Genomic DNA, 21505 nt, shown 5'->3' on the forward strand with positions numbered 1-21505 from the left:
GGCCGGATCACACCGGGCGGCGCCCGCCACCGGGAAGCGCCTCAGCGCTCGGAGGCCGCCAGCTGGCCGCAGGCGCCGTCGATCTCCTGGCCCCGGGTGTCCCGGACGGTGACCGGCACGCCGTGGGCCGCGATGGCCTCGACGAACGCCTTCTCGTCCTCGGGCCGCGACGCGGTCCACTTGGAGCCCGGGGTGGGGTTCAGCGGGATGAGGTTGACGTGCACCCGCTTGCCCTTGAGCAGCCGGCCCAGCCGGTCGCCGCGCCAGGCCTGGTCGTTGATGTCCCGGATCAGCGCGTACTCGATGGAGATCCGGCGACCCGACTTCTCCGCGTACTCCCACGCGGCGTCCAGGACCTCACGGACCTTCCAGCGGGTGTTGACCGGCACGAGGGTGTCACGCAGCTCGTCGTCCGGAGCGTGCAGGGAGACCGCGAGGCGGCACTTGAAGCCCTCGTCGGCGAAGCGCAGCATGGCGGGCACCAGACCCACCGTGGACACGGTGATCCCGCGCTGCGAGAGCCCCAGGCCGTCCGGCTCCGGGTCCGTCAGCCGGCGGATCGCCCCGACCACGCGCTTGTAGTTGGCCAGCGGTTCGCCCATGCCCATGAAGACGATGTTGGACAGCCGCGCGGGGCCGCCCGGGACCTCGCCGTCGCGCAGCGCCCGCATGCCGTCCACGATCTGGTGCACGATCTCGGCTGTCGACAGGTTGCGGTCGAGGCCCGCCTGGCCGGTGGCGCAGAACGGGCAGTTCATCCCGCAGCCCGCCTGGGACGAGATGCACATGGTGACCCGGTCCGGGTAGCGCATGAGGACCGACTCCACGAGGGTGCCGTCGTGCAGCTTCCAGAGCGTCTTGCGGGTGGTGTCGTCGTCACAGCTGATGTGGCGCATGACCGACATCAGGTCGGGGAACATCGCCTCGGCGAGCTTGTCGCGCGAGGCGGCCGGGATGTTGGTCCACTCCGCCGGGTCGTGCGCGTACCGCGTGAAGTAGTGCTGCGACAGCTGCTTGGCGCGGAAGGGCTTCTCGCCGGTCGCGGCGACTGCTTCCTTGCGCTCGTCGGGCGTGAGGTCGGCGAGGTGCCGCGGCGGCCGCTTGGCTCCACGGGGCGCGACGAAAGTGAGTTCTCCGGGCTTAGGCATGGTTCATCCAGTGTCGCAGACACGCCGAGGTGCCCCGGGCCGCCGCCGGAGCGGGCGCGACAGGGAGGCCCGCGACCGGCGGACGACGGCCCGGGGACGGCCCCGCCGGCCCGGCGGCCGTGACCGATTCCACGCCGGGCGGCCCGGGCCCCGGCCTCTCCGTCAGGCGGTGGGGCGTCCTGCCGGGAGGCGGACGACCGCGGTCCCGTCCGCCAGGTCCACCGTCGTGCGGTGCGGAGGCGCGCCGTCCTCCTCGTCGTCCCGCACCAGCAAGGCCGACCGCCGCTCCCTGAGTTCGCTCTGCTTGCCCGGCGAGAAGCTCGCGTGCAGCTGCTCGAAGCCCGTGGAGGAGATCTGGCCCTGCCGCACGCTGTTGCGCCAGGGCAGGACACCCGCCCGGCCCGCCCGGAGCAGGAGCTGGTCCGCGAAGGCGAGGACGGTGAGTACGACGACCAGTCCCGGAAGGGTCATGAAGACGGCGAATCCCATACCGGCGAGTGTCCCGGACCGTGGGGCGCGGGTACAGCGGTGGGGGCCGTCGCTTCCGGGCGACGGCCCCCACACATGTCCACGGCGGTCCGGCCGGTCAGCCGGATCCGACGAACAGGACGAGCAGCAGCCAGACGACCGGAGCGCTCGGCAGGAGCGAGTCGAGCCGGTCCATGATGCCGCCGTGGCCGGGCAGCAGCGTGCCCATGTCCTTGATCCCGAGGTCCCGCTTGATCATGGACTCGCCCAGGTCCCCGAGCGTGGCGCTGGCGGCGACGGCGAGGCCCACGAGCAGGCCCTGCCACCAGGCCCCGTCGTCGATCAGGAACTCCATGCACAGCGCGCCGGCCACCGTCGCGAAGCCGACCGCGCCGAACAGGCCCTCCCGGGTCTTCCCCGGGCTGATCCGGGGTGCCAGCTTGTGCGTACCGAAGCGCCAGCCGACGGCGTACGCCCCGGTGTCGCTGACCACGGTCAGCAGCAGGAAGGTCAGCACCCGCCACGCACCGTCGTCCGCAGTGAGCATCATCGTGACGAACGTGGCCAGGAACGGTACGTAGAACACGGCGAAGACGCCCGCCGTGACGTCCTTGAGGTAGCCCTCGGGCGGTGAGGTCATCCGCCACACGAGCACCGCGAGCGCGGTGAGCGCCATGGCGACCCAGGCGCCCTCCGCCCCCCGGGCATAGCCGGCGACCACCATCGCGGCGCCGCCGACGGCGAGGGGCACGAGGGGCGCGTCGATGCCCTTGCGCTCCTTGAGGCGGGAGGTCAGCTCCCAGAGACCGACCACGACCGCCAGCACGACCACGCCGACGAAGACGGCCTTCACGATGAAGAGGGAGCCGACGACGAGGGCACCGAGACCGACACCGACCCCTATGGCGGCGCGGAGGTCTCGCCCCGCCCGCTTCTTGGGCGGCGGGGGCGGCATCGGGGTGGACATGGGCTCCTGCGGCTTCTCGTCACGGAACAGGGGGCCGCTGACGCGCGCGGCGTCCCCGTTCCGGTCGTCGCGGTCGTCAGCGTCTCTACCTGCGTCGGGAACGTCCGGCACTATGGGCATGGGCCGAGTCTGCTGGGCGCCGCGCACATCGTGGGCGGGACCCGCCGGAGCGGCCCCCATCTCGGGCGCGCTCCAGTGACCGGCTCCCTGCGGGGCGCCCCAGGAAGAGTCGTTCATCAGACTTCGAGCAGCTCGGCTTCCTTGTGCTTGAGCAGCTCGTCCACCTGCGCGACGTACTTCGCGGTGGTGTCGTCGAGCTCCTTCTCCGCACGGCGGACCTCGTCCTCGCCGGACTCCTTGTCCTTGACGAGCTTGTCGAGCGACTCCTTGGCCTTGCGGCGGATGGAGCGGATCGAGATCTTGGAGTCCTCGGCCTTGGTCTTGGCGACCTTGATGTACTCCTTGCGGCGGTCCTGCGTGAGCTCGGGGAACGTCACGCGGATGATGTTGCCGTCGTTGCTCGGGTTCACGCCGAGGTCGGAGTCGCGGATCGCCTGCTCGATGTTGCGCAGCGCGGTCTTGTCGAACGGGGTCACCACGGCCATCCGCGGCTCGGGGACCGAGAACGAGGCCAGCTGGTTGATCGGGGTCAGCGCGCCGTAGTAGTCGGCGACGATCTTGTTGAACATCGCCGGGTGCGCACGGCCGGTGCGGATCGCGGCGAAGTCCTCTTTCGCGACCACGACGGCCTTCTCCATCTTCTCCTCGGCCTCGAGGAGGATTTCTTCGATCACCACGTGCTCCTGCGTGTCTTGAGCGGACCCGGCATCGTCGGGTCCTGCGGATCCTGCGTCGCGTCCTCGCCTGCGCGGTGTCCGACCGGCAGGCCGTTGTGCGTCTTCCCGTGCCGTCAGGCCCGGGTGCTCCGGTCGCTCACCAGCGTGCCGATCTTCTCACCCTTGACCGCGCGGGCGATATTGCCCTCGGTGGTCAGCTCGAAGACGAGGATCGGGAGCTGGTTGTCACGGCAGAGCGTGATGGCGGTGGCGTCCGCGACCTTGAGGTCCCGGGCGATCACCTCGCCGTACTCCAGGGCGTCGAACTTCACCGCGTCGGGGTTGGCCTTCGGGTCGGAGTCGTAGACCCCGTCCACGCCGTTCTTCCCCATCAGCAGCGCCTCGGCGTCGATCTCCAGGGCGCGCTGGGCAGCGGTCGTGTCGGTGGAGAAGTACGGCATACCCATGCCGGCACCGAAGATCACGACGCGTCCCTTCTCCAGGTGCCGCACGGCACGGAGCGGGATGTACGGCTCCGCGACCTGGCCCATGGTGATGGCGGTCTGGACGCGTGAGTCGATGCCTTCCTTCTCCAGGAAGTCCTGCAGTGCCAGGCAGTTCATGACCGTGCCGAGCATGCCCATGTAGTCGGACCGCGCCCGGTCCATGCCGCGCTGCTGGAGCTCGGCGCCACGGAAGAAGTTGCCGCCGCCGATGACGACCGCGATCTCCGCGCCGTCGCGTACGACCGCGGCGATCTCGCGGGCGATGGCGTGCACGACGTCGGGGTCGACGCCGAGGCCTCCGCCACCGGCGAAGGCCTCGCCGGAGAGCTTCAGCATGAAGCGCCCGGAAATCGTGCCGTCGTCGCGCTTGTGGTCACCCTGTGTGGCGTCCGCGCCCTTGTTCATGGAGATTCTCCTCGTGCACATACGAAGAAGGCCATTGCCGGTGGGTCTGTTGTCCCTCAGCGGCAATGGCCTCCTCGTCAGATCTGCGGTCGTACGGCTGAGTGCGGCCGACGACTGCACCAGACCCTATCGGGTCCACCGTTGTTCGCGGACGGACTCAGATGCCGACCTTGATGCGCGCGAAGCGCGTCAGGCTGACACCGGCCTCGTCCAGGACCTTCTGGACGGACTTCTTGTTGTCCTTGGCGAAGGCCTGCTCGAGGACGACGACGTCCTTGAAGAAGCCGTTCACGCGACCCTCGACGATCTTCGGGAGGGCGGCCTCGGGCTTGCCCTCCTCACGCGAGGTGGCCTCGGCGACGCGGCGCTCGTTCTCGACCGTCTCGGCCGGGACCTCGTCGCGGTTGAGGTACTTCGGGGCGAAGGCGGCGATGTGCTGCGCGACGTCCTTGGCGACCTCGGCGTTCTCCTTGTCCAGCTGGACGAGGACGCCGACCTGCGGCGGGAGGTCGGGCATCGTGCGGTGCATGTACGCGGCCACGTAACCGCCGGTGAACTGCGCGAAGCGGTCCAGGACGATCTTCTCGCCGAGGTTGGCGTTGGCCTCGTCCACGTACGCCTGGACGGTCTTGCCGGGCTCGATCTCCGAGGCGAGGAGCGCCTCGATGTCGGCCGGGGAGGTCGCGGCGACGTGCGCGGCCAGCGCGTTGGCGACGGCCTGGAACTTGTCACCCTTGGCGACGAAGTCCGTCTCGCACTTCAGCTCGAGCAGGACGCCGGACGTCTTGTCCTCGGAGATGAGGGAGACGACCGCGCCGTTCTCGGCGGAACGGCCCTCGCGCTTGGCGACGCCCTTCTGGCCCTTGATGCGCAGCGCCTCGACGGCGCCGTCGACGTTGCCGTCGGCCTCGTCGAGCGCCTTCTTGCAGTCCATCATGCCGGCGCCGGTGAGCTCGCGGAGCTTCTTGACGTCAGCGGCGGTGTAGTTCGCCATGAGTCTGTTTCTCTCTCGAAGTCTGAAAGATCTACGGGTGGACGGCGGGGGCGGTGCCGGTGCACCGGCCCCCGCCGTCATTCAGCCGTGACTGACGGGTGTCAGGCCTGCTCGGCGTCCGCGGCCGGAGCCTCGGCAGCGGCCGGAGCCTCGGCGGCGGGGGCCTCGGCCTGCTCGGCAGCCTGCTCCTCGGCGGCGGCGACCGGCTCGGCGTCGGCGGCCTTCTCGGTCTCGGCGGAGGACTGGACCTCGGCGTCGGCCTTCTTGTCGCCCGTGAGCAGGTCGCGCTCCCACTCGGCGAGGGGCTCGCCGGCGGCCTTCTCGCCCGGCTTCGAGTCACCGGTGGCGGCACCGGAACGGGCGATGAGGCCCTCGGCGACGGCGTCGGCGATCACGCGGGTGAGCAGGGTGACGGAGCGGATCGCGTCGTCGTTGCCCGGAATCTTGTAGTCGACCTCGTCGGGGTCGCAGTTGGTGTCGAGGATCGCGACGACCGGGATGTGGAGCTTGCGCGCCTCACCGACGGCGATGTGCTCCTTCTTGGTGTCGACGATCCAGACGGCGCTCGGCACCTTCTGCATCTCGCGGATACCACCGAGGGTCTTCTCCAGCTTGGCCTTCTCGCGGGAGAGGACCAGGAGCTCCTTCTTGGTGAGGCCGGAGGCGGCCACGTCCTCGAAGTCGATGAGCTCGAGCTCCTTCAGACGCTGAAGGCGCTTGTAGACGGTGGAGAAGTTGGTGAGCATGCCGCCGAGCCAACGCTGGTTGACGTACGGCATGCCGACGCGCGTCGCCTGCTCGGCGATGGCCTCCTGGGCCTGCTTCTTCGTACCCACGAACATGATGGAGCCGCCGTGGGCGACGGTCTCCTTGACGAACTCGTAGGCGCGGTCGATGTACGACAGCGACTGGAGCAGGTCGATGATGTAGATGCCGTTGCGCTCGGTGAAGATGAAGCGCTTCATCTTCGGGTTCCAGCGACGGGTCTGGTGACCGAAGTGGACGCCGCTCTCCAGCAGCTCCCGCATCGTGACGACGGCCATGGCCGTACTCCTTGAGGTACTCGGTTGTCGCGACCGCAGGATTGCTGTCGCGCCTGACGCCCCGACGCGCCGTGCCACGAGGGACCGAGGAGCGCGGCCACCGTCCGCAGAGAGGGAGGTGGCGGGGCGTGCGAAGTCGACCCGGTGACCCGGATCGCCAGAAGAAGTGTACGGGACCCGCCGGGTGCCGGGTGACGGCGATGTCCACAACCGCCCGGCCGTCCACAGATCCGGGCCGTGATCCCCGCGGCGGCGGCCTCCTGGGAGATCGTTCCGCTCATGCGCCGCTCACCTGGACCATCCGCGGGCCGGCCCCGCGACACCCTCGCCCCGCAGCATCCCGCGCCCGGACCACCGCCGCCCGGGCGGACGCTCCTGACGCCGGCCGTGCTGCTGGCCGCACTGCTCGCGGTCCTCTCGGCCCCGGTCACCGCCGCTGCCCCGGTCACGGCCGCGGCCCCGGTCACCGCCGCTGCCCACGCCGGGGTGACGGCCGGGGACGGCCGCGCCTGGCCGCTGGAGGGCAGACCCCTGGTCGTACGGGGCTGGGAACCGCCCGCCGGTCCGTACGGGCCGGGCCACCGCGGCGTCGATCTCGCCGCCCCGCCCGGTACCCCGGTGCTGGCGGCGGCTCCGGGCAGGGTCGCCTTCGCGGGGCCGGTGGCGGGGCGCGGGGTGGTCTCCGTCGACGTGGCCGGCAGCGGGCGGCCGCCGCTGCGCTTCACCTACGAGCCGGTCCGGGCGCGGGTCGTGGAGGGGGACGAGGTGGAAGCGGGGCAGGTGGTGGGCGTGACCGGGCCGGAGCCCTCGCACTGCGCCGCCGGCTGCCTGCACTGGGGCCTGCGGCGCGGGGACGTCTATCTGGATCCGCTGTCGCTGCTTCCGCCGTCACTGCTGAGGCGGGGGCCCTCCCGGCTGCTGCCGGTCCTCGGTGTACCGCTGCCGGGGGCGGCCCGCGGGGCCGCTCAGCCCCGTACGCCGCGCAGGACCATGGCCACGGCCGTGTCCGCCACGATGCCCGGCTCCTCCGCCGCGCCCAGCTCGATCCTGCGCACCGCCGCGTCCACGGAGCCCTGCAGCAGCATCGCCGCGAGCCTCGGCTCGGTGTGGCCCAGGTCGGCGAGGGCTTCGACGATCATGGCGATCAGGCCGCCGTGCGCGGCCCTGATCTTCTCGCGTGCGCCCGCGTCGAGCTCGCTCGCGGAGATGGCCACGACCGCGCGGTGCCGCCGGTCGCCCACGAGGTCGAGCTGGCGGCGGACATAGGCCTCGATCTTCGCCTCGGGCGTCCCGGCCCGGTCCATCGCGTTCTCGACCTCGGCGGCCCAGACGGGGAAGTCGACGGCGCAGAGCTCCTCGACCACGGCGGCCCGGGAGCGGAAGTACTCGTACACGGAGGACCTGGCGAGGCCGGTGCGCTCGGCGAGGGCGGGGAAGGTCAGCGCCTCCGTACCGCCCTCGGACAGCAAGGAGCGTGCGGCGTCCAGGAGGGCGCCGCGCTGCATGGTCCGGTGCTCGGCCACGGAGGCCGCTCGAATCCTGGGCACGCCTCCACTCTACGGCGGCATCAGTTCGAAGGGGGGTGTACGTCGCCTTCCGGGTGGCCGAAGCCGCTCCGGCTCAGCGTCCGGCGTCGGCCAGTTTCGCCCGGAGCTGCAGCACCGACTTGGTGTGGATCTGGCTGACCCTGCTCTCGGTCACCCCGAGGACGTTGCCGATCTCGGCGAGGGTGAGGCCCTCGTAGTAGTAGAGCGTGACCACGGTCTTCTCCCGCTCGGGGAGTGTGTTGATGGCACGGGCGAGCAGCCGTCTGAGCTCGCGGTCCTCGGCCACCTCGACGGGGTTGTCGGCCGCGGTGTCCTCGAGGGTGTCCATCAGGCTCAGCCGGTCGCCGCCCTCACCGCCGACGTGCAGCAGCTCCTCCAGCGCCACCACGTTGGCGAGCGACAACTGGCTGAAAACAGCGTGGAGTTCCTCCAGCGCGACGCCCATCTCGGCGGCGACCTCGGCCTCCGACGGCGTACGCCTCAGCTGCGCCTCGAGCGTGGCGTAGGCCCGCTCGACGTTGCGCGCCTTCTGCCGCACGGACCGGGGGATCCAGTCCAGCGCCCGGAGTTCGTCGATCATCGCGCCGCGGATCCTGGTGATCGCGTACGTCTCGAACTTGATGGCCCGTTCGATGTCGAACTTCTCGATGGCGTCGATCAGCCCGAAGACGCCGGACGAGACGAAGTCCGCCTGCTCCACGTTGGACGGCAGCCCCACGCTGACCCGGCCGGCGACGTACTTCACCAGGGGCGAGTAGTGCAGGATCAGCTGCTCCCGCAGCCGCCCGTCGCCGGTGGTCTTGTACGAACGCCACAACTCGTCGAGCGAGGAAGGGGCGGGAGGGCGCACAGTGCCACGCGCAGCCGGTGGTACTGCCGCGCGGTCAGACCCGGAGGTGTGCTGGGGCATGTGGTGCCTTGAGCCGTTCTGATGTGAAGTGCTGGGACGTGTCTCTGGGGCGGATTCCTTGTGAGCGTAGCGTGACTGAGGTGTTGCGGTGCGCGCAGGACGGGCGAACTGTGCGATGCGGTCGCGTGCCGGAACCGCCGTCGTTCTCCCGCCTCCACGCGGGGCCGACGGCGAGGACCGGCCCCCCTCGCGCCGCCCCCGGAGGCCCGACCGGGCGCCGCCGGGGCCGTCGGCAACACCTTTTCACCCGAATGCTCCGGATCAAGTAACGCCTCGCCGCGCGTCCCCATTGCATCTGCGTCCAGGCGTCAACCTCCATCCGTCGCCCTCGCGTTCGACGAACCCCAGTGAGGACAGTTCGTACAACCGTCCGAGTGCTTCGTCCGTCGACGCCCCGGCGCTCCGGGCCACGTCACGGACGTCGGCGGCGCCCGTCCACGGCAGCGCGTCCAGCACCCGCGCGGAGCCGGCTTCGAGCAGGTCCCTGGGCAGGACGCGGCCGTTCCGGACCGGGGCGAGCTCACCGATGTCCCCGGCCAGTTCGACGATTTCCGCGGCATCGGTGACCAGGACGCCCTCGCCGCGCAGGAGTTCGTGGACCCCCGCCGAGAGCCCGCTGGTGGCCGGGCCCGGCACGCCCATCGTGAAGCGGCCGAGCCGCTGGGCGTTCCGCGCGGTGACCAGGGAACCGCTGCGGTACTCGGCCTCCACCACGACGGTGCCCCGGGTGAGAGCGGCGATCACCCTGTTCCGCAGGATGAACCTGCTGCGCGTCGGGTGGTCCGCGGGCGGCAGCTCGCCCATGACCACGCCCTGCTCCACGATGCGCCCGATCAGCTCGGCGTGACCCCGGGGGTAGGCCACGTCCACCCCGCAGGCCAGCACCGCCATGGTCGCCCCGCCCGCGGCCAGCGCCCCGCGATGGGCGGCGCCGTCGATGCCGAACGCCGCGCCCGAGACCACGACCCAGCCCCGCTCGGCCAGCCCCGCGGCGAGCGTCGCCGCCATGTGCGCCCCGTAGGGCGTACAGGCCCGGGCGCCGACCAGGGCGACCGAGCGCAGCGCCCACAGACGCAGGTCGGACCGGCCGCGCGCCCAGAGGCCGATGGGCCGGGCGTCGCCCAGGTCGTCGAGCTGGCTCGGCCACTCCTGGTCCCCGGGGCACACGAACCGCCCGCCGATCGCGGCCACCTCGGCCAGGTCCCTCCCGGGGTCGGCGCCGGACGCCCGCAGCCGGTACCCGGCGAGCCTGGCCTCCGTCATCCCCGGGAGCGCCCGGGCCGGTCCGTCCGGGCCCGCCAGGCGCCGTATCAGCTCGACGGGCCCGATCTCGCGGATCCAGCGGCCCCCGCGCTCGTCGCCCGGTTCGAACACGCGGGTCAGGGCGGCCCGCGCCAGCCGCTCGCGCCCGTCGCCGGCCGGTGGCGTGTTCACGGGGCACCCGCCGCCATCGGGACCCCGCGCTGGATGCCCGTACGCAGTTCCAGCGCCACCGCGATGTCCGAGGCGTCGGGGCGGTCGGCGGCTCTCAGGTCCGCCACGGTCCATGCCACGCGCAGGACCCGGTCGAGGCCGCGCGCGGTGAGCAGGCCCCGCTCCAGGTCCCGCTCGGCCGCCATCAGCGCGCCGGGCGCCGCGACCAGCCTGGTCCGCAGCTCGTGTCCGGGCACTTCGCTGTTGGTGGTCCAGGGGGTGCCCGCGAGCCGCTCCCCCGCACGCTCCCTGGCCTCCCGCACCCGGGCCGCCACCTCCGCCGAGGACTCCCCCCGGCCGCCGCTCCCCATCAGGTCGGCCCTGCCGACGGGCTCGACCTCGACCCGCAGGTCCACACGGTCGAGCAGGGGGCCCGACAGCCGGGCCTGGTACCGGCGGACCGCGGAGGGCGGACACTCGCACCCCGCACCGGCCAGCGTGTGCCTGCCGCAGGGACACGGGTTGGCCGCGAGGACCATCAGGAAGCGGGCGGGCAGCCGGACGACTCCGGCCGCCCGCGCGACCACCACGTGCCCGGACTCCAGGGGCTGGCGCAGCGCGTCCAGGGCCCGGACGGAGAACTCCGGTGCCTCGTCGAGGAAGAGGACGCCCCGGTGGGCCAGGGACACCGCGCCCGGCCTGGGCAGGCCGTTGCCTCCGCCGACGAGCGACTGCATCGTCGCCGAGTGGTGCGGTGCGCAGTACGGCGCACCGCTGATCAGGGGTTCGCCCGGCGGCAGGATGCCCGCGACCGAGTGGACCGCCGTCACCTCGAGGGACTCCTGGCGGGTGAGCGGCGGCAGGATCGCCGTCAGCCGCTCGGCCAGCATGGTCTTCCCCGCCCCGGGCGGCCCGGTGAGCAGCAGATGGTGGCCTCCGGCCGCCGCCACCTCCATGGCCTTGCGTGCCCGGCCCTGGCCCGCGACCTCGGCGAGGTCGGGCGGGTGCCCTGTGCCGTCGGACGGCGGGGCGAGCCCCGTGCCGAGGCCGGCTCCGGGCACCATCAGCCCGGCGAGCATCGTGTCGGGGCGGCCCGGTCCGCCGGCCGGCTCCTCGGGTACGGGTTCGTCCCCGAGGACGGCGATCAGCTGGCGCAGGCTGCGCACGCCGAGGACCGAGATGCCCGGGACGAGGGCCGCCTCCCCCGCCGTCTGCTCCGGGACGACCACCTGCCGGTACCCCGCCTCCGCCGCCGCCAGCACCGCGGGCAGCACCCCGCGCACCGGGCGGACCCTGCCGTCGAGGCCGAGCTCCCCGATCATCACCACGTCGGCGATGGCCGCCGGGTCGATCCGCTCCGCCGCGCCGAGCACCGCGCACGCCACGGCGATGTCGAAACCCGAACCGCTCTTCGGCACGGAGGCGGGTGAGAGCCCCACCGTGAGCTTCTTCTGCGGCCACTCGGCCCCGGAGTTGACGACTGCGGCCCTGACCCGGTCCCGGCTCTCCACCAGGCTCTTGTCCGGAAGGCCGACGAGCGTGAACGCCGCCACGCCCGGCTCCAGATCGGCCTGGACCTCCACCACCACACCCTCGACGCCCACCAGGGCCACCGAGCACGCCCGCGCGAACCCCATCAGGCCACGCCCCGCACGTGTTCGACGACCGGAGCGCCGCGCCGGGGCACGAGCACTCCGATCAGGTCGATCCGGGCGCCGCCCGGCGGCGGTCCGCCGTGCCGGTCGAGCCAGATCTCGGCCAGCCTGCGCAGCCGGTCGGCCTTGGCCGGTGTGACGGCCTGCATCGGATGCTCGAAGGTGCCCGCCCTGCGGGCCTTCACCTCACAGACGACCAGCGCGTCGCCGTCCCTGGCGACGATGTCGATCTCCCCCGCGCGACAGCGCCAGTTGCGCTCCAGCACGGTCATACCGGCGTCGGCCAGCAGCCGCGCCGCCAGATCCTCGCCGTACCGCCCGAGTGCCCCCCGTGCGTTCATGTCGGCACCACCTCCGGCACCGACTGTGGCGCGTCCCGGCCGACCTGTTGGATCTTGGTGGACAACCGGGCCGATGTGAATATCCCGGCCACTCGGACGAGTGAACCGGGACACGGAGGGAGCGGGCCGGGATCAGCCCCCCGGGAGCTCCAGGTCGCTCTTGTTGAGCTCCTCGATGTTCACGTCCTTGAACGTCAACACTCTGACTTGCTTGACGAACCGAGCGGGCCTGTACATGTCCCAGACCCACGCGTCCGCCATGGAAACCTCGAAAAAGACCTCGCCCTGGACCGAGTGCACCTGCATCTCGTAGTCATTGGTGAGGTAGAAGCGCCGTTCGGTCTCGATCACATATTTGAACAGACCGACGACATCGCGGTACTCCCGGTAGAGCTTCAGCTCCATCTCGGTCTCGTACTTCTCGAGGTCCTCGGCACTCATGGCATGTTCCCCTTCAGCCGTGCGTCCCCCTATTGTGCGTCAGCCCCGCGCACCCCTGGCCGATTAGACGATTTCGGGGGCGAGAACCAGCGGAACACTCGGGGGACCCTCGTCGAGCAGTGTGTGCAGCAGCCCGGCGAGCCTGGTCGGGTACACCGTCTCACGCGTGGCCAGAAGTTCGGCGGAAGTCCACCACCTCAGACCGGCGACGCTGCGCAGCTCCAGTTCGGTGAGGCCCTTCTGGTCCGTCGCCGTCTGCTTCGTACGGGCCAGGAAGTACCACTCGTCCTGGTCCCAGCGCCGCCCGTCGAACGGGAAGGAGCAGACCCTCGTCCACAGCAGCGGCCCCAGGGAGACGCCGGTGATCCCGGTCTCCTCGGCCAGTTCGCGCAGGGCCGCCTCCTCCCGGCTCTCGTCGCCCTCCAGACCTCCGCCCGGGGTGAACCACCAGCTCAGGGCAGGGTTCGCGGGCTCGAAGCCGTGGAGCAGCAGAATCCGGTCGTCCGGGTCCAGGAGCACCACGCGAGCGACCCTGCGCCTCTCAGCGGGCACCGGCGGACGCCTTCGGCCGTGCGGCCCGCCGTGCGGAGCGCGCCGCGAGGGGGCCGTAGGCCGCTCCGCCCAGGATGAGCACCACACCCGCCACGACGGCGCCGGCCTGGAGTGCCAGCGGCCCCTCGGACGACACCCCGCCGGGCAGGGCCGCGAAGGCGTCGGGCCTGCCGATCATGCCCTTCAGGGGCCAGGCCACGGCGTCCACCCGCGCCTGCACCGCCCCGCGCGGTACCGAGCCCTGCCCGGGGTCCTCCAGGTGGACCCGGGAGTCCATCGAGGTGCTGCGCTCGTCCCCGAGGAGGAAGAGCTGCCCCTCGGGGACGTCCGCCGTGAAGTTCCGGGGGGAAGCCGGGGCGCCGCCCGCCGAGGCGAACGACGAGGCGCCGTCCGCCCGCAGATACGGTTCTTCGACCGGTTCGCCGTTGACCGTGAGGCGACCGCCCTCGTCGCAGCAGGCCACCTTGTCACCGCCCACGCCGACGACCCGCTTCACCATGGGCACGTCACCCCAGGAAGGGTCGCTGAAGACCACCACGTCACCGCGGCGCACGTCACCGCCGTCCACCCGCTCCGCGAGGACCCGGTCACCGGCGTTCACCGTCGGTGTCATCGACGCGGTCGGCACGGTGTACGGCTTGTACACCACGGCGGCCCAGGCGAACCCGCCGAGGAAGAGCACACAGCCGACGGCCACGGCCAGGTTCGACAACGTGTTGCCGAGCCGGCCGCGGCCGTCCGTACGTCCTGATCCACTCATCCCAGCGCTCCCCCATCGGAGATCGACAATCGCTGATCCGAGTCGGCACCCTACCCGGCGGTATGCCCGCGGGTCAGCCTGCGGCGACGCCAGAACACGAGGGGCAGCGCTCCGGCCACGCCCAGTGCTCCGGGCACCGCGGCGGCGGCTGCCGCGTTCAGACCGGGCTGGTCGAACGTCTTCGGCACCGGAAGGGTCGCCCAGCGGTTGACGGGCCAGGCCACCACCACGGCGCGGCCGACGACCTCGTCGGTGGACACCGTGCCGTGACCGGGAAGCTCCTGGTGGTAGCGGGAGTCCAGCGAGTTCTGCCGGTGGTCGCCCATCACCCAGATCCGGCCCTCGGGCACGTGGATCGGCCCGAACGGCTCGTCGTCACAGGCACTGTTCCCCGGGTAGATGAACGACTTGTCGTCCAGCGCCTTGCCGTTGACCGTCACCGGTCCGTTCTTCTTGCACTCGACGGTGTCGCCGCCGACCGCGATGACCCGCTTGATCAGGTCCTTCTCCTCCGCGGACGGCATCAGCCCGATGAAGCTCAGGAACTTCTGCGCCACGTTGGGCTCGGGCGTCGCCGCGCCCTCGAGCCAGCCGCCCGGGTCGTGGAAGACCACGACCTCGCCACGCTCGGGCTCCGAGCCGAACCACGGTGTCAGCTTGTCCACCAGCACCCGGTCGCCCCGCTGCAGCGTGTTCTGCATGGAGTCCGAGGGAATCGAGAACGCCTGCACCAGGAACGTCTTGATCAGCAACGCGAGGATGAGCGCGATGCCGATGAGGAGCGGCAGCTCCTTCCAGAACGAACGTGGCTTCTTCACCGCCGAACTGCCACCGTCCGGGGACCCGCCGTCACTCTCCGCCTCCGCCGGGGCCCCGTTGCCCGAAGGCCGGTCCTCGGGTTCGTCGTGTCCGGATCGTGCGCCGACCGCCAAATCCCCCACATCCACTCCTCACTCCGTGCCACCGCCCGCGCCCGATTCGGTGCAGGCCCACCACTCCCATAACGAGCGGGAGTTCCGCAGGGGTCGGGAGCAGGACCATTCCGTTGCGATCCTGGGAGGACACACTATTCGACGGGGCCGCCGCGGCAGTCGCCCCGGCGCTCCCGCCGGGCACGGAGTCGAAGGTTCCGCGCTCCTCCAGCCGGCGCCAGTGCCCGAACGGCCAGGCGATCACCACGGCCCGTCCGACGACCTCGTCCTCGGACACCGTGCCCTCTCCCGGCTTGTCGAGGTGGAACCGCGAGTCCGCGGAGTTCGACCGGTGGTCGCCCATCACGAAGATGCGCCCCTGGGGAACCTTTACCTCGAATTGGACAGTGGATGGCACATCGCCGGGATTCAGGTACGGCTCGTCGACCGCCACGCCGTTGACGGTGACCCGGCCGTCGGCTCCGCAGCACTTCACGGTGTCGCCGCCGACGGCCACCACGCGCTTGATCAGATCCTGCTCGTCGGCGGAGGGCAGCAGTCCGATGAAGGTCAGCAGTTCCTTGACCTGCTTGACCCCGGCGGGCGGGTCCTCGGTCTCCGTGTGCTCCTGCTGGAGCCAGCCGCCCGGGTCCTTGAAGACGACGACGTCGCCACGCCGGGGCTCGGAGCCGAACCAGGGGGTGAGCTTGTCCACCAGCACCCGGTCGCCGATCCGGATCGTCTGCTCCATCGACCCGGACGGGATGACGAAGGCCTGGACGAAGAAGGTCTTGAGCACCAGCGCGATCAGCAGCGCCACCAGGACGAGGAGGGGTATCTCCTTGATCGCGGAGCGCCGCCGGCGGCGTTTCACCCTGCGGGCCAGTTTCCGGCGCTCCGCCCGCGTGGGCAGTGAGCGCGCCGTGGGGGGATTCGGCCCGGCGGGCTCGGCGGGGCCCGTGTCCGGTACCGCACGCCCGCGCCCCCGGTTACCCATGGTCCGCGCCCGGCCGTACGCCGGTGAAGGCGTCGGTGCCCTCCAGTGGGCCGAGCCGGCCGAGCGGCCAGCCGAGCCAGTCGACCCGCCCGATCACACGCTCCACGGGCACCATGCCTCCCCCGGGCTCGCCCAGGTGGTCGCGTGAGTCCCGTGAGTTGCCGCGATGGTCGCCCATCATCCACAGCCTGTCGTCGGGCACCACGATGTCGAAGGCGACGTCGGACGGACGGTCCCCCGGATGCAGGTAGTCCTCGTCCACGGGAGCTCCGTTCACCTGGAGCTTTCCTTGCTCGTCGCAGCAGACCACCCGGTCGCCCCCCACGCCCACCACCCGCTTCACGAAGTCGGACCCGGCGGGTTCGGCCAGTCCCAGCGACGCGGCCGCCCCGCGCAGCAGCGCGCCGACGGCGTCGCCCCCGGACTCCGGCTCCTGGACGAAGGATCCGGTGCCGTCGAAGACCACCACGTCGCCGCGCCGGGGCTCGGAGCCGAAACGGTACGCCAGTTTGTTGACGAGGACCCGGTCCCCGACCCGCAGGGTGGGCTGCATCGAGCCACTGGGAATGAGGAAGGGCTGGAGCACGAAGGCGCTGAAGAGCAGCAGGGCGACCGTGCAGAGCATGGCCAGGAAGGCGGCCCGCCCCCAGGACATCGACGCGGCCGGCCCGTCCGGGACATGCGTGGAGCGCGACCCCTCCTCCGCCCCTTCAGGGGGTCCGGAGGAGGAATCGCGCTCCATGTGCTGTGCTTCCGTGTCCATCGGGGCCGGATTCTATCGGGCCCCGCTGTGGACGCCGGAGGTGAATCAGCGGTCGCGCTTCTCCTTGATCTTCGCGGCCTTGCCGCGGAGCTCACGGAGGAAGTACAGCTTGGCGCGACGGACGTCACCGCGGGTGACGAGCTCGATCTTCTCGAAGATCGGGCTGTGCACCGGGAAGGTGCGCTCGACGCCGACGCTGAAGGAGACCTTGCGGACCGTGAAGGTCTCGCTGACGCCCGAGCCCTGGCGGCGGATGACGACGCCCTTGAACTGCTGGATACGGGAGCGGTTGCCCTCGATCACGCGCACGTGGACGTTGACCGTGTCACCGGGGCGGAACGCCGGGAGGTCGGTACGGAGCGAGGCGGCGTTGACGCCATCGAGCAGGGAAGTCATGTTGTCTGCTTTCTTCGCCGATGCCACAGGTCATCGACGGGAGAGAGTGAGGTTCGGATGCCGTTCACATCGGGCGGGCGTCTTTCCCCCTGTGGCAGGGGCGCACGCCAGACGTACAGCGGGCCTATTCTTCCACGGCCTGCGGCCTGCGCCAAAATCGCCCGTCGGGCGCCGGGGACCAGCCGAGGATGGAGAGCATCTCGCGGTCCTTCTTGTCGAAGCCGGAGGCCTCGCAGCGCTCGATCAGGTCGGGCCGGTGGAGAGCGGTGCGCCGGAACGCCTCGTCCCGCCGCCAGCGCGAGATCCGGCCGTGGTGACCGCTGAGCAGCACCTCGGGGATGCCGCGCCCCCGCCACTCGGGGGGCTTCGTGTAGACGGGGCCCTCGAGCAGGTCGGCCATGGCCCCGGGGGCGAAGGAGTCGTCGCGGTGCGACTCGGCGTTGCCGAGCACTCCGGGCAGCAGCCGGGCGACGGCCTCCGTGATCACGAGGACGGCGGCTTCCCCGCCCGCCAGGACGTAGTCCCCGATGGACACCTCGACGACCGGTATCCGGGTCGCGTACTCGTCCATCACCCGCCGGTCGATGCCCTCGTAGCGGGCGGGGGTGAAGATCAGCCACGGCCGCCCGGAGAGCTCGACGGCCAGTTCCTGGGTGAAGGGCCGGCCGCTGGGCGTCGGTACCACGAGCACCGGGGAGTGCGCCCCGGCCTCGTACCCGTCGGCCAGCGCGTCGTCCAGCGCCTCGCCCCAGGGGCCGGTCTTCATGACCATGCCGGGTCCGCCGCCGTAGGGGGTGTCGTCCACCGTGTTGTGCCGGTCGTGGGTCCAGTCCCGCAGGTCGTGGACGTGCACGTCGAGGCGGCCGTTGGCCCGCGCCTTGCCCACGAGCGAGACGTTCAGGGGCTCCAGGTACTCGGGGAAGATCGTGACGACGTCGAGCCGCATCACGCGTCACCCTTCTTCGCGTCACCCGAGGAGTCACGCGCCGGGTCGTCCTCGGGGCCGCCCTCCGCCTCGTCCTCGTCCGTGTCACGCGTGGAGGCGATCACGGCCTCGCTGTCGTCGATGAGGCCCGGCGGCGGGGTGATCACGACCCGCTGCTCGTCCAGGTCGATGCCGGTGACGATCTCCTCCACGAACGGGATCATCACCTCGCTGCCGTCCGGCCGTTCCACGATGAAGAGGTCCTGGGACGGCAGGTGCGAGATCTCGGTGATCCGGCCGATCTCCGTGCCGTCGGCCAGGACCACGTCGAGGTCCATCAGCTGGTGGTCGTAGAACTCGTCGGGGTCCTCCGGCAGTTCCGCCGGGTCCACCTCGGCGATCAGCAGTGTGTTCCGCAGCGCCTCGGCGGCCGTACGGTCCCGTACGCCCTCGAACCGCAGCAGCAGCCTGCCGCTGTGCACCCGGCCCGTCTCGATGGCCAGCGGCCCCACGTGGGCGGGCTCCGTGGCCAGCACGGCACCGGGCCCGAGGCGGAGCTCGGGTTCGTCGGTGCGCACCTCGACGGTGACCTCGCCCTTGATGCCGTGGGCACGGCCGATCCGCGCAACTACCAACTGCACGCTACTTCTCCCGGTATCTCTCGCTGAGGAGGCGGTGGTGTACGGACGACAAAGGCCGGGGACGGCTCGAAAGCCCTCCCCGGCCCCGGCCGGTGTTCAACTCTTTCAGCGAACCTGGTCCACGTCGACGAGGTCGACACGGATCCCACGGCCGCCGATGGCACCCACGACGGTACGCAGGGCGCGTGCGGTGCGGCCGTTGCGGCCGATCACCTTGCCGAGGTCGTCCGGGTGGACCCGGACCTCGAGCACGCGTCCACGGCGCAGGTCACGCGAGGCGACCTGCACATCGTCGGGGTTGTCGACGATGCCCTTCACGAGGTGCTCAAGAGCCTCCTCGAGCACGCTCAGGCCTCGGTCGACTCGGTGGACGCGGCAGCGTCAGCCGCCTCGTCCGCCTTCTTGTCCGACTTCTTGGCCTTCTGAGTGATGGCCTCACCCTTGGCCTCGTCGCCGTCCGTGGCCAGGGCCTCGAACAGGGCGCGCTTGTCGGCCTTGGGCTCCGGCTGCAGCAGCGGCGCGGGGGCCGGGAGGCCCTTGTGGGCCTGCCAGTCACCGGTGAGCTTCAGGATCGCGAGGACGGGCTCGGTCGGCTGGGCGCCGACGGACAGCCAGTACTGCGCGCGCTCTGCGTTGACCTCGATGCGCGAGGGGTTCTGCACCGGGTGGTACAGGCCGATCTCCTCGATGGCCCGGCCGTCACGGCGGGTACGGGAGTCGGCGACGACGATGCGGTAGTGAGGCGAACGGATCTTGCCCAGACGCTTCAGCTTGATCTTGACTGCCACGGAAGTGGTGTCTCCTGGTCTCTGACGTGGTTGGGCACAAAAGATGCCACGTGGGGTTGCGGTACTCGGGTGCCCGATGGACGCGTCAGCCGGAGGAGAGAGGGGTCCTGTGCGACTGTCGAGTACAGCTGACCATTGTGCCACACCACATCGGGTCACCCCACCGCGACCGCCGCTTCCGGGATACGGAAGGGCTTGCCGCAGCCTCCGCAGACGATCGGGGCCTGGGCGAGGACCGACGGGACGACGCGGACGTTGCGCCCGCAGTCGCAGACGGCCTTGACCCGCACCCCTCCCCCGGACGAGCCGTGGCGCGCGGCGGGGCCGCGGAACGAGCGCTTGGTGTCCGCCGCGGTGGCGACGGTGTGCGCCTTGAGCGCCCGCTGCAGCCGTTCCGTGGTCGGGCGGTATCTGCGTTTGGCCTCGGGATTCAGCGTCACCAGCGAGAATCCGCTGCTGGGGTGGGGCTCCTCGGCATGGTCGAGGCCCAGCTCCTCGGCGATCGCGAGGAAGCGTCGGTTGTGGTAACGGCCGGCCCGGGAGGTGTCCCGGACACCTCGCGCGGCGGCGATGCCGTGGACTGCTTCGTGGAGCAGCCGTTCGAAGGAGAGCTCGGCGCCACAGGCGGACGAGGACTCTCCGATCAGGGACTCTGGCGCGGCAAGATCGGGCAGCTCGGGGTGGTACCGCTGAATGTCGGCCCACGCCTGTGCCAGCTCTGCGGCAAGTACAGGTGGTGTCGTGCTCACGTCGTGACAACGAGCCTGAGTGCTCCGGTGTTCCTATTCCGGGGCATCCCAAATAATTTGCACGTACCAGTCAGTTGCCCTTGATGCGTCCGGACGAGGGCGGGTGCGCTGATCAGCGGAGAACTCTCACAGCTCGCACCAAGGTGGTACGTAGCAACGCGTACGCACCGGCGTGGACGGGGGCCCCGCAGGCGACATTACCCGGCACGGAGCCCGGGCCGTGCGCCGGTCGCGGCCGGGGGCGGGGCACTCGACGTGCCGCGCCCCCTCTGTCGGGTCAGACTGTGGGGAAGCCGGCTGCGGGCGCGCCGTACCCGGCGCACGCACCGGACACGCGGCGCCGGGGGCGCACCGCCGGAGCACGTGGGCAATGCCATCCTGCCCCGTCCGACCTCTGGACGGGGCCGCCGACGCGGAGTTCCCTGGCGTACGGGGGCCGTGGGCACGCACACGGCGCATGGACAGGGGGACCTCACTCGGGCACGACCGACCTCACGGCGGATTGGGGCGCATTCCATGACACCTACGCTCGTCCGGCACCACCGGCACGCGGACCCGTCCGCCCCGGTGGACGCCGGTACCCGCGCCCGTGACTGGGCCGAGATCCAGGAGCGCATGCTGGCACCGCTCTACGAGGCGGTGTACGAGCGCCTCGACGTCGGGGGCGGTACGCGGATGCTCTCCCTCGGCTGCGGCTCCGGGCTCGCGCTGCTGATGGCGGCCTCACGCGGGGCGCGCGTCACCGGCGTCGACACCGACCCCGAGCGGCTCGGCCTGGCCCGTGAGCGGCTCGCCGCCGGACCGTGGCGGGACGCGGGGCGGGACGGCGCGGATCCCCGCGCGAGGGTCGTCGACGGTGTGGCGGCGGCCGCCCCGGCCGACGGGGCCCCGTACAACCTGCTGACCGCCTTCCAGCCGATCGGCTGCGCGGCGGGGGACGCCGAGGGGCTCGCGCCGGAGCTGGCCTCCGCCGTGCCGCTGGCGGTGCGCGGGGCCACGGTCGTACTGACCGGCTGGGGCCCGCCGGAGCGCTGCGCCACCGCTCCGGTGCTCGGGGTCGCGGCCCGGCTCACCGGGTCGGCGCGTGCCCCGCGCTCCGGGAGCGGCACGCTGCGGGACGGCCTGGAAGAGACCGCTGCGCGGGCCGGGCTCAGGCCGGACGGCTCGGGCCGGGTGTCCTGCCCGTTCGGCTACGCGGACGTGGACAGCGCGGTGCGCGGCCTGCTGTCCACCGGGCTGTTCGACGCGGCGGTGGGGGCCACGGACCGCACCCAGGTGGAGAAGGAGGTCGAGGAGGCGCTGCACCCGCATCTGCGGCCCGACGGCACGGTGTGGATGCCCAACGTCTTCCGCTACCTGGTGTGCGTGCCCTAGGTGGACGGACGGAGGGGCGCCCCGCGGTGCGGGGC

The 21505-nt window shown here is 71.5% G+C and carries 25 protein-coding genes and 1 pseudogene; 2 read left to right on the top strand and 24 right to left on the bottom strand.

The features are described 5' to 3' along the window. Positions 1 to 41 precede the first annotated feature (41 nt). The 7 genes from rlmN to rpsB form a co-directional block, all read right to left on the bottom strand. Entirely contained in the window at positions 42 to 1148 is a 1107-nt protein-coding gene (gene rlmN, locus ACFVS9_RS23865; protein ID WP_033304082.1) for a 23S rRNA (adenine(2503)-C(2))-methyltransferase RlmN, read from the bottom strand. Positions 1149 to 1310: 162 nt separating this feature from the next. Further along, on the bottom strand, positions 1311 to 1637 hold the full coding sequence (locus tag ACFVS9_RS23870; RefSeq protein WP_389935229.1) for a DUF6191 domain-containing protein: 327 nt from the start codon (positions 1635 to 1637) through the stop codon (positions 1311 to 1313). 97 nt (positions 1638 to 1734) lie between these two features. After that, entirely contained in the window at positions 1735 to 2820 is a 1086-nt protein-coding gene (locus ACFVS9_RS23875; RefSeq protein ID WP_389935232.1) for a phosphatidate cytidylyltransferase, read from the bottom strand. Continuing rightward, positions 2820 to 3377: a ribosome recycling factor gene (frr, locus tag ACFVS9_RS23880; RefSeq protein WP_031100531.1), complete on the bottom strand. Its 558-nt coding sequence runs from the start codon at positions 3375 to 3377 to the stop codon at positions 2820 to 2822. The genes ACFVS9_RS23875 and frr overlap by 1 nt, the downstream gene beginning before the upstream one ends. A 116-nt stretch (positions 3378 to 3493) precedes the next feature. Further along, the gene (gene pyrH, locus ACFVS9_RS23885; protein ID WP_383115262.1) at positions 3494 to 4270 is read right to left on the bottom strand and encodes a UMP kinase; all 777 of its coding nucleotides are present in this window, start codon (positions 4268 to 4270) and stop codon (positions 3494 to 3496) included. 157 nt (positions 4271 to 4427) lie between these two features. Continuing rightward, positions 4428 to 5264 carry a translation elongation factor Ts gene (gene tsf, locus ACFVS9_RS23890; protein WP_383115263.1) on the bottom strand — a complete coding sequence of 279 codons (837 nt, stop codon included), beginning with the start codon at positions 5262 to 5264 and terminating at the stop codon, positions 4428 to 4430. Between the two features lie 101 nt (positions 5265 to 5365). Further along, positions 5366 to 6307 carry a 30S ribosomal protein S2 gene (gene rpsB, locus ACFVS9_RS23895; RefSeq protein WP_383115264.1) on the bottom strand — a complete coding sequence of 314 codons (942 nt, stop codon included), beginning with the start codon at positions 6305 to 6307 and terminating at the stop codon, positions 5366 to 5368. A 279-nt stretch (positions 6308 to 6586) separates the two neighbouring features. Here rpsB and ACFVS9_RS23900 point away from each other — a divergent pair. Beyond that, positions 6587 to 7117, top strand: a pseudogene (locus ACFVS9_RS23900) (murein hydrolase activator EnvC family protein); the annotation flags it as partial. 155 nt (positions 7118 to 7272) lie between these two features. Here the strand turns inward: ACFVS9_RS23900 and ACFVS9_RS23905 are convergent. The 17 genes from ACFVS9_RS23905 to ACFVS9_RS23985 all read right to left on the bottom strand — a co-directional run bounded on the left by ACFVS9_RS23905 (position 7273) and on the right by ACFVS9_RS23985 (position 20096). After that, the gene (locus ACFVS9_RS23905) at positions 7273 to 7830 is read right to left on the bottom strand and encodes a TetR/AcrR family transcriptional regulator (RefSeq protein WP_383115277.1); all 558 of its coding nucleotides are present in this window, start codon (positions 7828 to 7830) and stop codon (positions 7273 to 7275) included. A 97-nt stretch (positions 7831 to 7927) separates the two neighbouring features. Then, complete coding sequence (whiG, locus tag ACFVS9_RS23910; RefSeq protein WP_383115265.1) at positions 7928 to 8764, bottom strand: RNA polymerase sigma factor WhiG; 837 nt, start codon at positions 8762 to 8764, stop codon at positions 7928 to 7930. 261 nt (positions 8765 to 9025) lie between these two features. Further along, complete coding sequence (gene dprA, locus ACFVS9_RS23915) at positions 9026 to 10312, bottom strand: DNA-processing protein DprA (RefSeq protein WP_389935237.1); 1287 nt, start codon at positions 10310 to 10312, stop codon at positions 9026 to 9028. Then, on the bottom strand, positions 10195 to 11814 hold the full coding sequence (locus tag ACFVS9_RS23920) for a YifB family Mg chelatase-like AAA ATPase (protein WP_389935240.1): 1620 nt from the start codon (positions 11812 to 11814) through the stop codon (positions 10195 to 10197). Before ACFVS9_RS23920 ends, dprA begins: the two co-directional genes overlap by 118 nt. Next, positions 11814 to 12173: a YraN family protein gene (locus tag ACFVS9_RS23925; RefSeq protein WP_383115268.1), complete on the bottom strand. Its 360-nt coding sequence runs from the start codon at positions 12171 to 12173 to the stop codon at positions 11814 to 11816. The genes ACFVS9_RS23920 and ACFVS9_RS23925 overlap by 1 nt, the downstream gene beginning before the upstream one ends. 132 nt (positions 12174 to 12305) lie before the next feature. Further along, positions 12306 to 12614: a DUF2469 domain-containing protein gene (locus ACFVS9_RS23930; protein ID WP_003965949.1), complete on the bottom strand. Its 309-nt coding sequence runs from the start codon at positions 12612 to 12614 to the stop codon at positions 12306 to 12308. A 63-nt stretch (positions 12615 to 12677) separates the two neighbouring features. Beyond that, on the bottom strand, positions 12678 to 13166 hold the full coding sequence (locus ACFVS9_RS23935) for an NUDIX hydrolase (protein ID WP_389935243.1): 489 nt from the start codon (positions 13164 to 13166) through the stop codon (positions 12678 to 12680). Further along, positions 13156 to 13926 carry a signal peptidase I gene (gene lepB / locus ACFVS9_RS23940; RefSeq protein ID WP_383115270.1) on the bottom strand — a complete coding sequence of 257 codons (771 nt, stop codon included), beginning with the start codon at positions 13924 to 13926 and terminating at the stop codon, positions 13156 to 13158. The genes ACFVS9_RS23935 and lepB (ACFVS9_RS23940) overlap by 11 nt, the downstream gene beginning before the upstream one ends. A gap of 50 nt (positions 13927 to 13976) precedes the next feature. Beyond that, positions 13977 to 14858, bottom strand: a complete 882-nt coding sequence (gene lepB, locus ACFVS9_RS23945) for a signal peptidase I (RefSeq protein WP_383115278.1) — start codon at positions 14856 to 14858, stop codon at positions 13977 to 13979. After that, positions 14776 to 15834 carry a signal peptidase I gene (gene lepB / locus ACFVS9_RS23950; RefSeq protein ID WP_389935246.1) on the bottom strand — a complete coding sequence of 353 codons (1059 nt, stop codon included), beginning with the start codon at positions 15832 to 15834 and terminating at the stop codon, positions 14776 to 14778. The genes lepB (ACFVS9_RS23945) and lepB (ACFVS9_RS23950) overlap by 83 nt, the downstream gene beginning before the upstream one ends. Next, on the bottom strand, positions 15827 to 16597 hold the full coding sequence (lepB, locus tag ACFVS9_RS23955) for a signal peptidase I (RefSeq protein ID WP_383115272.1): 771 nt from the start codon (positions 16595 to 16597) through the stop codon (positions 15827 to 15829). Before lepB (ACFVS9_RS23955) ends, lepB (ACFVS9_RS23950) begins: the two co-directional genes overlap by 8 nt. 45 nt (positions 16598 to 16642) lie before the next feature. After that, positions 16643 to 16993 carry a 50S ribosomal protein L19 gene (gene rplS, locus ACFVS9_RS23960; RefSeq protein ID WP_031100562.1) on the bottom strand — a complete coding sequence of 117 codons (351 nt, stop codon included), beginning with the start codon at positions 16991 to 16993 and terminating at the stop codon, positions 16643 to 16645. Between the two features lie 124 nt (positions 16994 to 17117). Further along, entirely contained in the window at positions 17118 to 17939 is an 822-nt protein-coding gene (gene trmD, locus ACFVS9_RS23965; protein WP_383115279.1) for a tRNA (guanosine(37)-N1)-methyltransferase TrmD, read from the bottom strand. Next, positions 17939 to 18559 carry a ribosome maturation factor RimM gene (gene rimM / locus ACFVS9_RS23970; protein ID WP_389935250.1) on the bottom strand — a complete coding sequence of 207 codons (621 nt, stop codon included), beginning with the start codon at positions 18557 to 18559 and terminating at the stop codon, positions 17939 to 17941. Before rimM ends, trmD begins: the two co-directional genes overlap by 1 nt. Positions 18560 to 18664: 105 nt before the next feature. Continuing rightward, positions 18665 to 18904 (bottom strand): RNA-binding protein, encoded by a 240-nt coding sequence (locus ACFVS9_RS23975; protein WP_014153811.1) that lies wholly within the window; start codon positions 18902 to 18904, stop codon positions 18665 to 18667. 2 nt (positions 18905 to 18906) lie between these two features. Further along, on the bottom strand, positions 18907 to 19347 hold the full coding sequence (gene rpsP, locus ACFVS9_RS23980; protein ID WP_015578912.1) for a 30S ribosomal protein S16: 441 nt from the start codon (positions 19345 to 19347) through the stop codon (positions 18907 to 18909). A 155-nt stretch (positions 19348 to 19502) separates the two neighbouring features. Beyond that, complete coding sequence (locus ACFVS9_RS23985; RefSeq protein ID WP_003965961.1) at positions 19503 to 20096, bottom strand: hypothetical protein; 594 nt, start codon at positions 20094 to 20096, stop codon at positions 19503 to 19505. 516 nt (positions 20097 to 20612) lie between these two features. On the opposite strand from ACFVS9_RS23985, the gene ACFVS9_RS23990 reads away from it, so the two are divergent. Beyond that, complete coding sequence (locus tag ACFVS9_RS23990) at positions 20613 to 21470, top strand: methyltransferase domain-containing protein (protein ID WP_383115274.1); 858 nt, start codon at positions 20613 to 20615, stop codon at positions 21468 to 21470. Positions 21471 to 21505: the final 35 nt, after the last annotated feature.

Origin of the sequence: Streptomyces sp. NPDC058008, from assembly GCF_042886395.1 — a bacterium.
Lineage (GTDB): Bacteria > Actinomycetota > Actinomycetes > Streptomycetales > Streptomycetaceae > Streptomyces.

Coding starts and splice junctions, on each gene's coding strand:
- rpsB (WP_383115264.1), bottom strand. CDS start 6,307: ATGGCCGTCGTCACGATGCGGGAGCTGCTGGAGAGCGGCGTCCACTTC.
- pyrH (WP_383115262.1), bottom strand. CDS start 4,270: ATGAACAAGGGCGCGGACGCCACACAGGGTGACCACAAGCGCGACGAC.
- ACFVS9_RS23875 (WP_389935232.1), bottom strand. CDS start 2,820: ATGAACGACTCTTCCTGGGGCGCCCCGCAGGGAGCCGGTCACTGGAGC.
- ACFVS9_RS23870 (WP_389935229.1), bottom strand. CDS start 1,637: ATGGGATTCGCCGTCTTCATGACCCTTCCGGGACTGGTCGTCGTACTC.
- trmD (WP_383115279.1), bottom strand. CDS start 17,939: ATGCGGCTCGACGTCGTCACGATCTTCCCCGAGTACCTGGAGCCCCTG.
- ACFVS9_RS23930 (WP_003965949.1), bottom strand. CDS start 12,614: ATGAGTGCCGAGGACCTCGAGAAGTACGAGACCGAGATGGAGCTGAAG.
- tsf (WP_383115263.1), bottom strand. CDS start 5,264: ATGGCGAACTACACCGCCGCTGACGTCAAGAAGCTCCGCGAGCTCACC.
- lepB (WP_389935246.1), bottom strand. CDS start 15,834: ATGGGTAACCGGGGGCGCGGGCGTGCGGTACCGGACACGGGCCCCGCC.
- lepB (WP_383115270.1), bottom strand. CDS start 13,926: ATGAGTGGATCAGGACGTACGGACGGCCGCGGCCGGCTCGGCAACACG.
- ACFVS9_RS23990 (WP_383115274.1), top strand. CDS start 20,613: ATGACACCTACGCTCGTCCGGCACCACCGGCACGCGGACCCGTCCGCC.
- dprA (WP_389935237.1), bottom strand. CDS start 10,312: ATGGACCGTGGCGGACCTGAGAGCCGCCGACCGCCCCGACGCCTCGGA.
- ACFVS9_RS23920 (WP_389935240.1), bottom strand. CDS start 11,814: ATGGGGTTCGCGCGGGCGTGCTCGGTGGCCCTGGTGGGCGTCGAGGGT.
- ACFVS9_RS23925 (WP_383115268.1), bottom strand. CDS start 12,173: ATGAACGCACGGGGGGCACTCGGGCGGTACGGCGAGGATCTGGCGGCG.
- rplS (WP_031100562.1), bottom strand. CDS start 16,993: ATGACTTCCCTGCTCGATGGCGTCAACGCCGCCTCGCTCCGTACCGAC.
- whiG (WP_383115265.1), bottom strand. CDS start 8,764: ATGCCCCAGCACACCTCCGGGTCTGACCGCGCGGCAGTACCACCGGCT.
- lepB (WP_383115272.1), bottom strand. CDS start 16,597: ATGGACACGGAAGCACAGCACATGGAGCGCGATTCCTCCTCCGGACCC.
- rlmN (WP_033304082.1), bottom strand. CDS start 1,148: ATGCCTAAGCCCGGAGAACTCACTTTCGTCGCGCCCCGTGGAGCCAAG.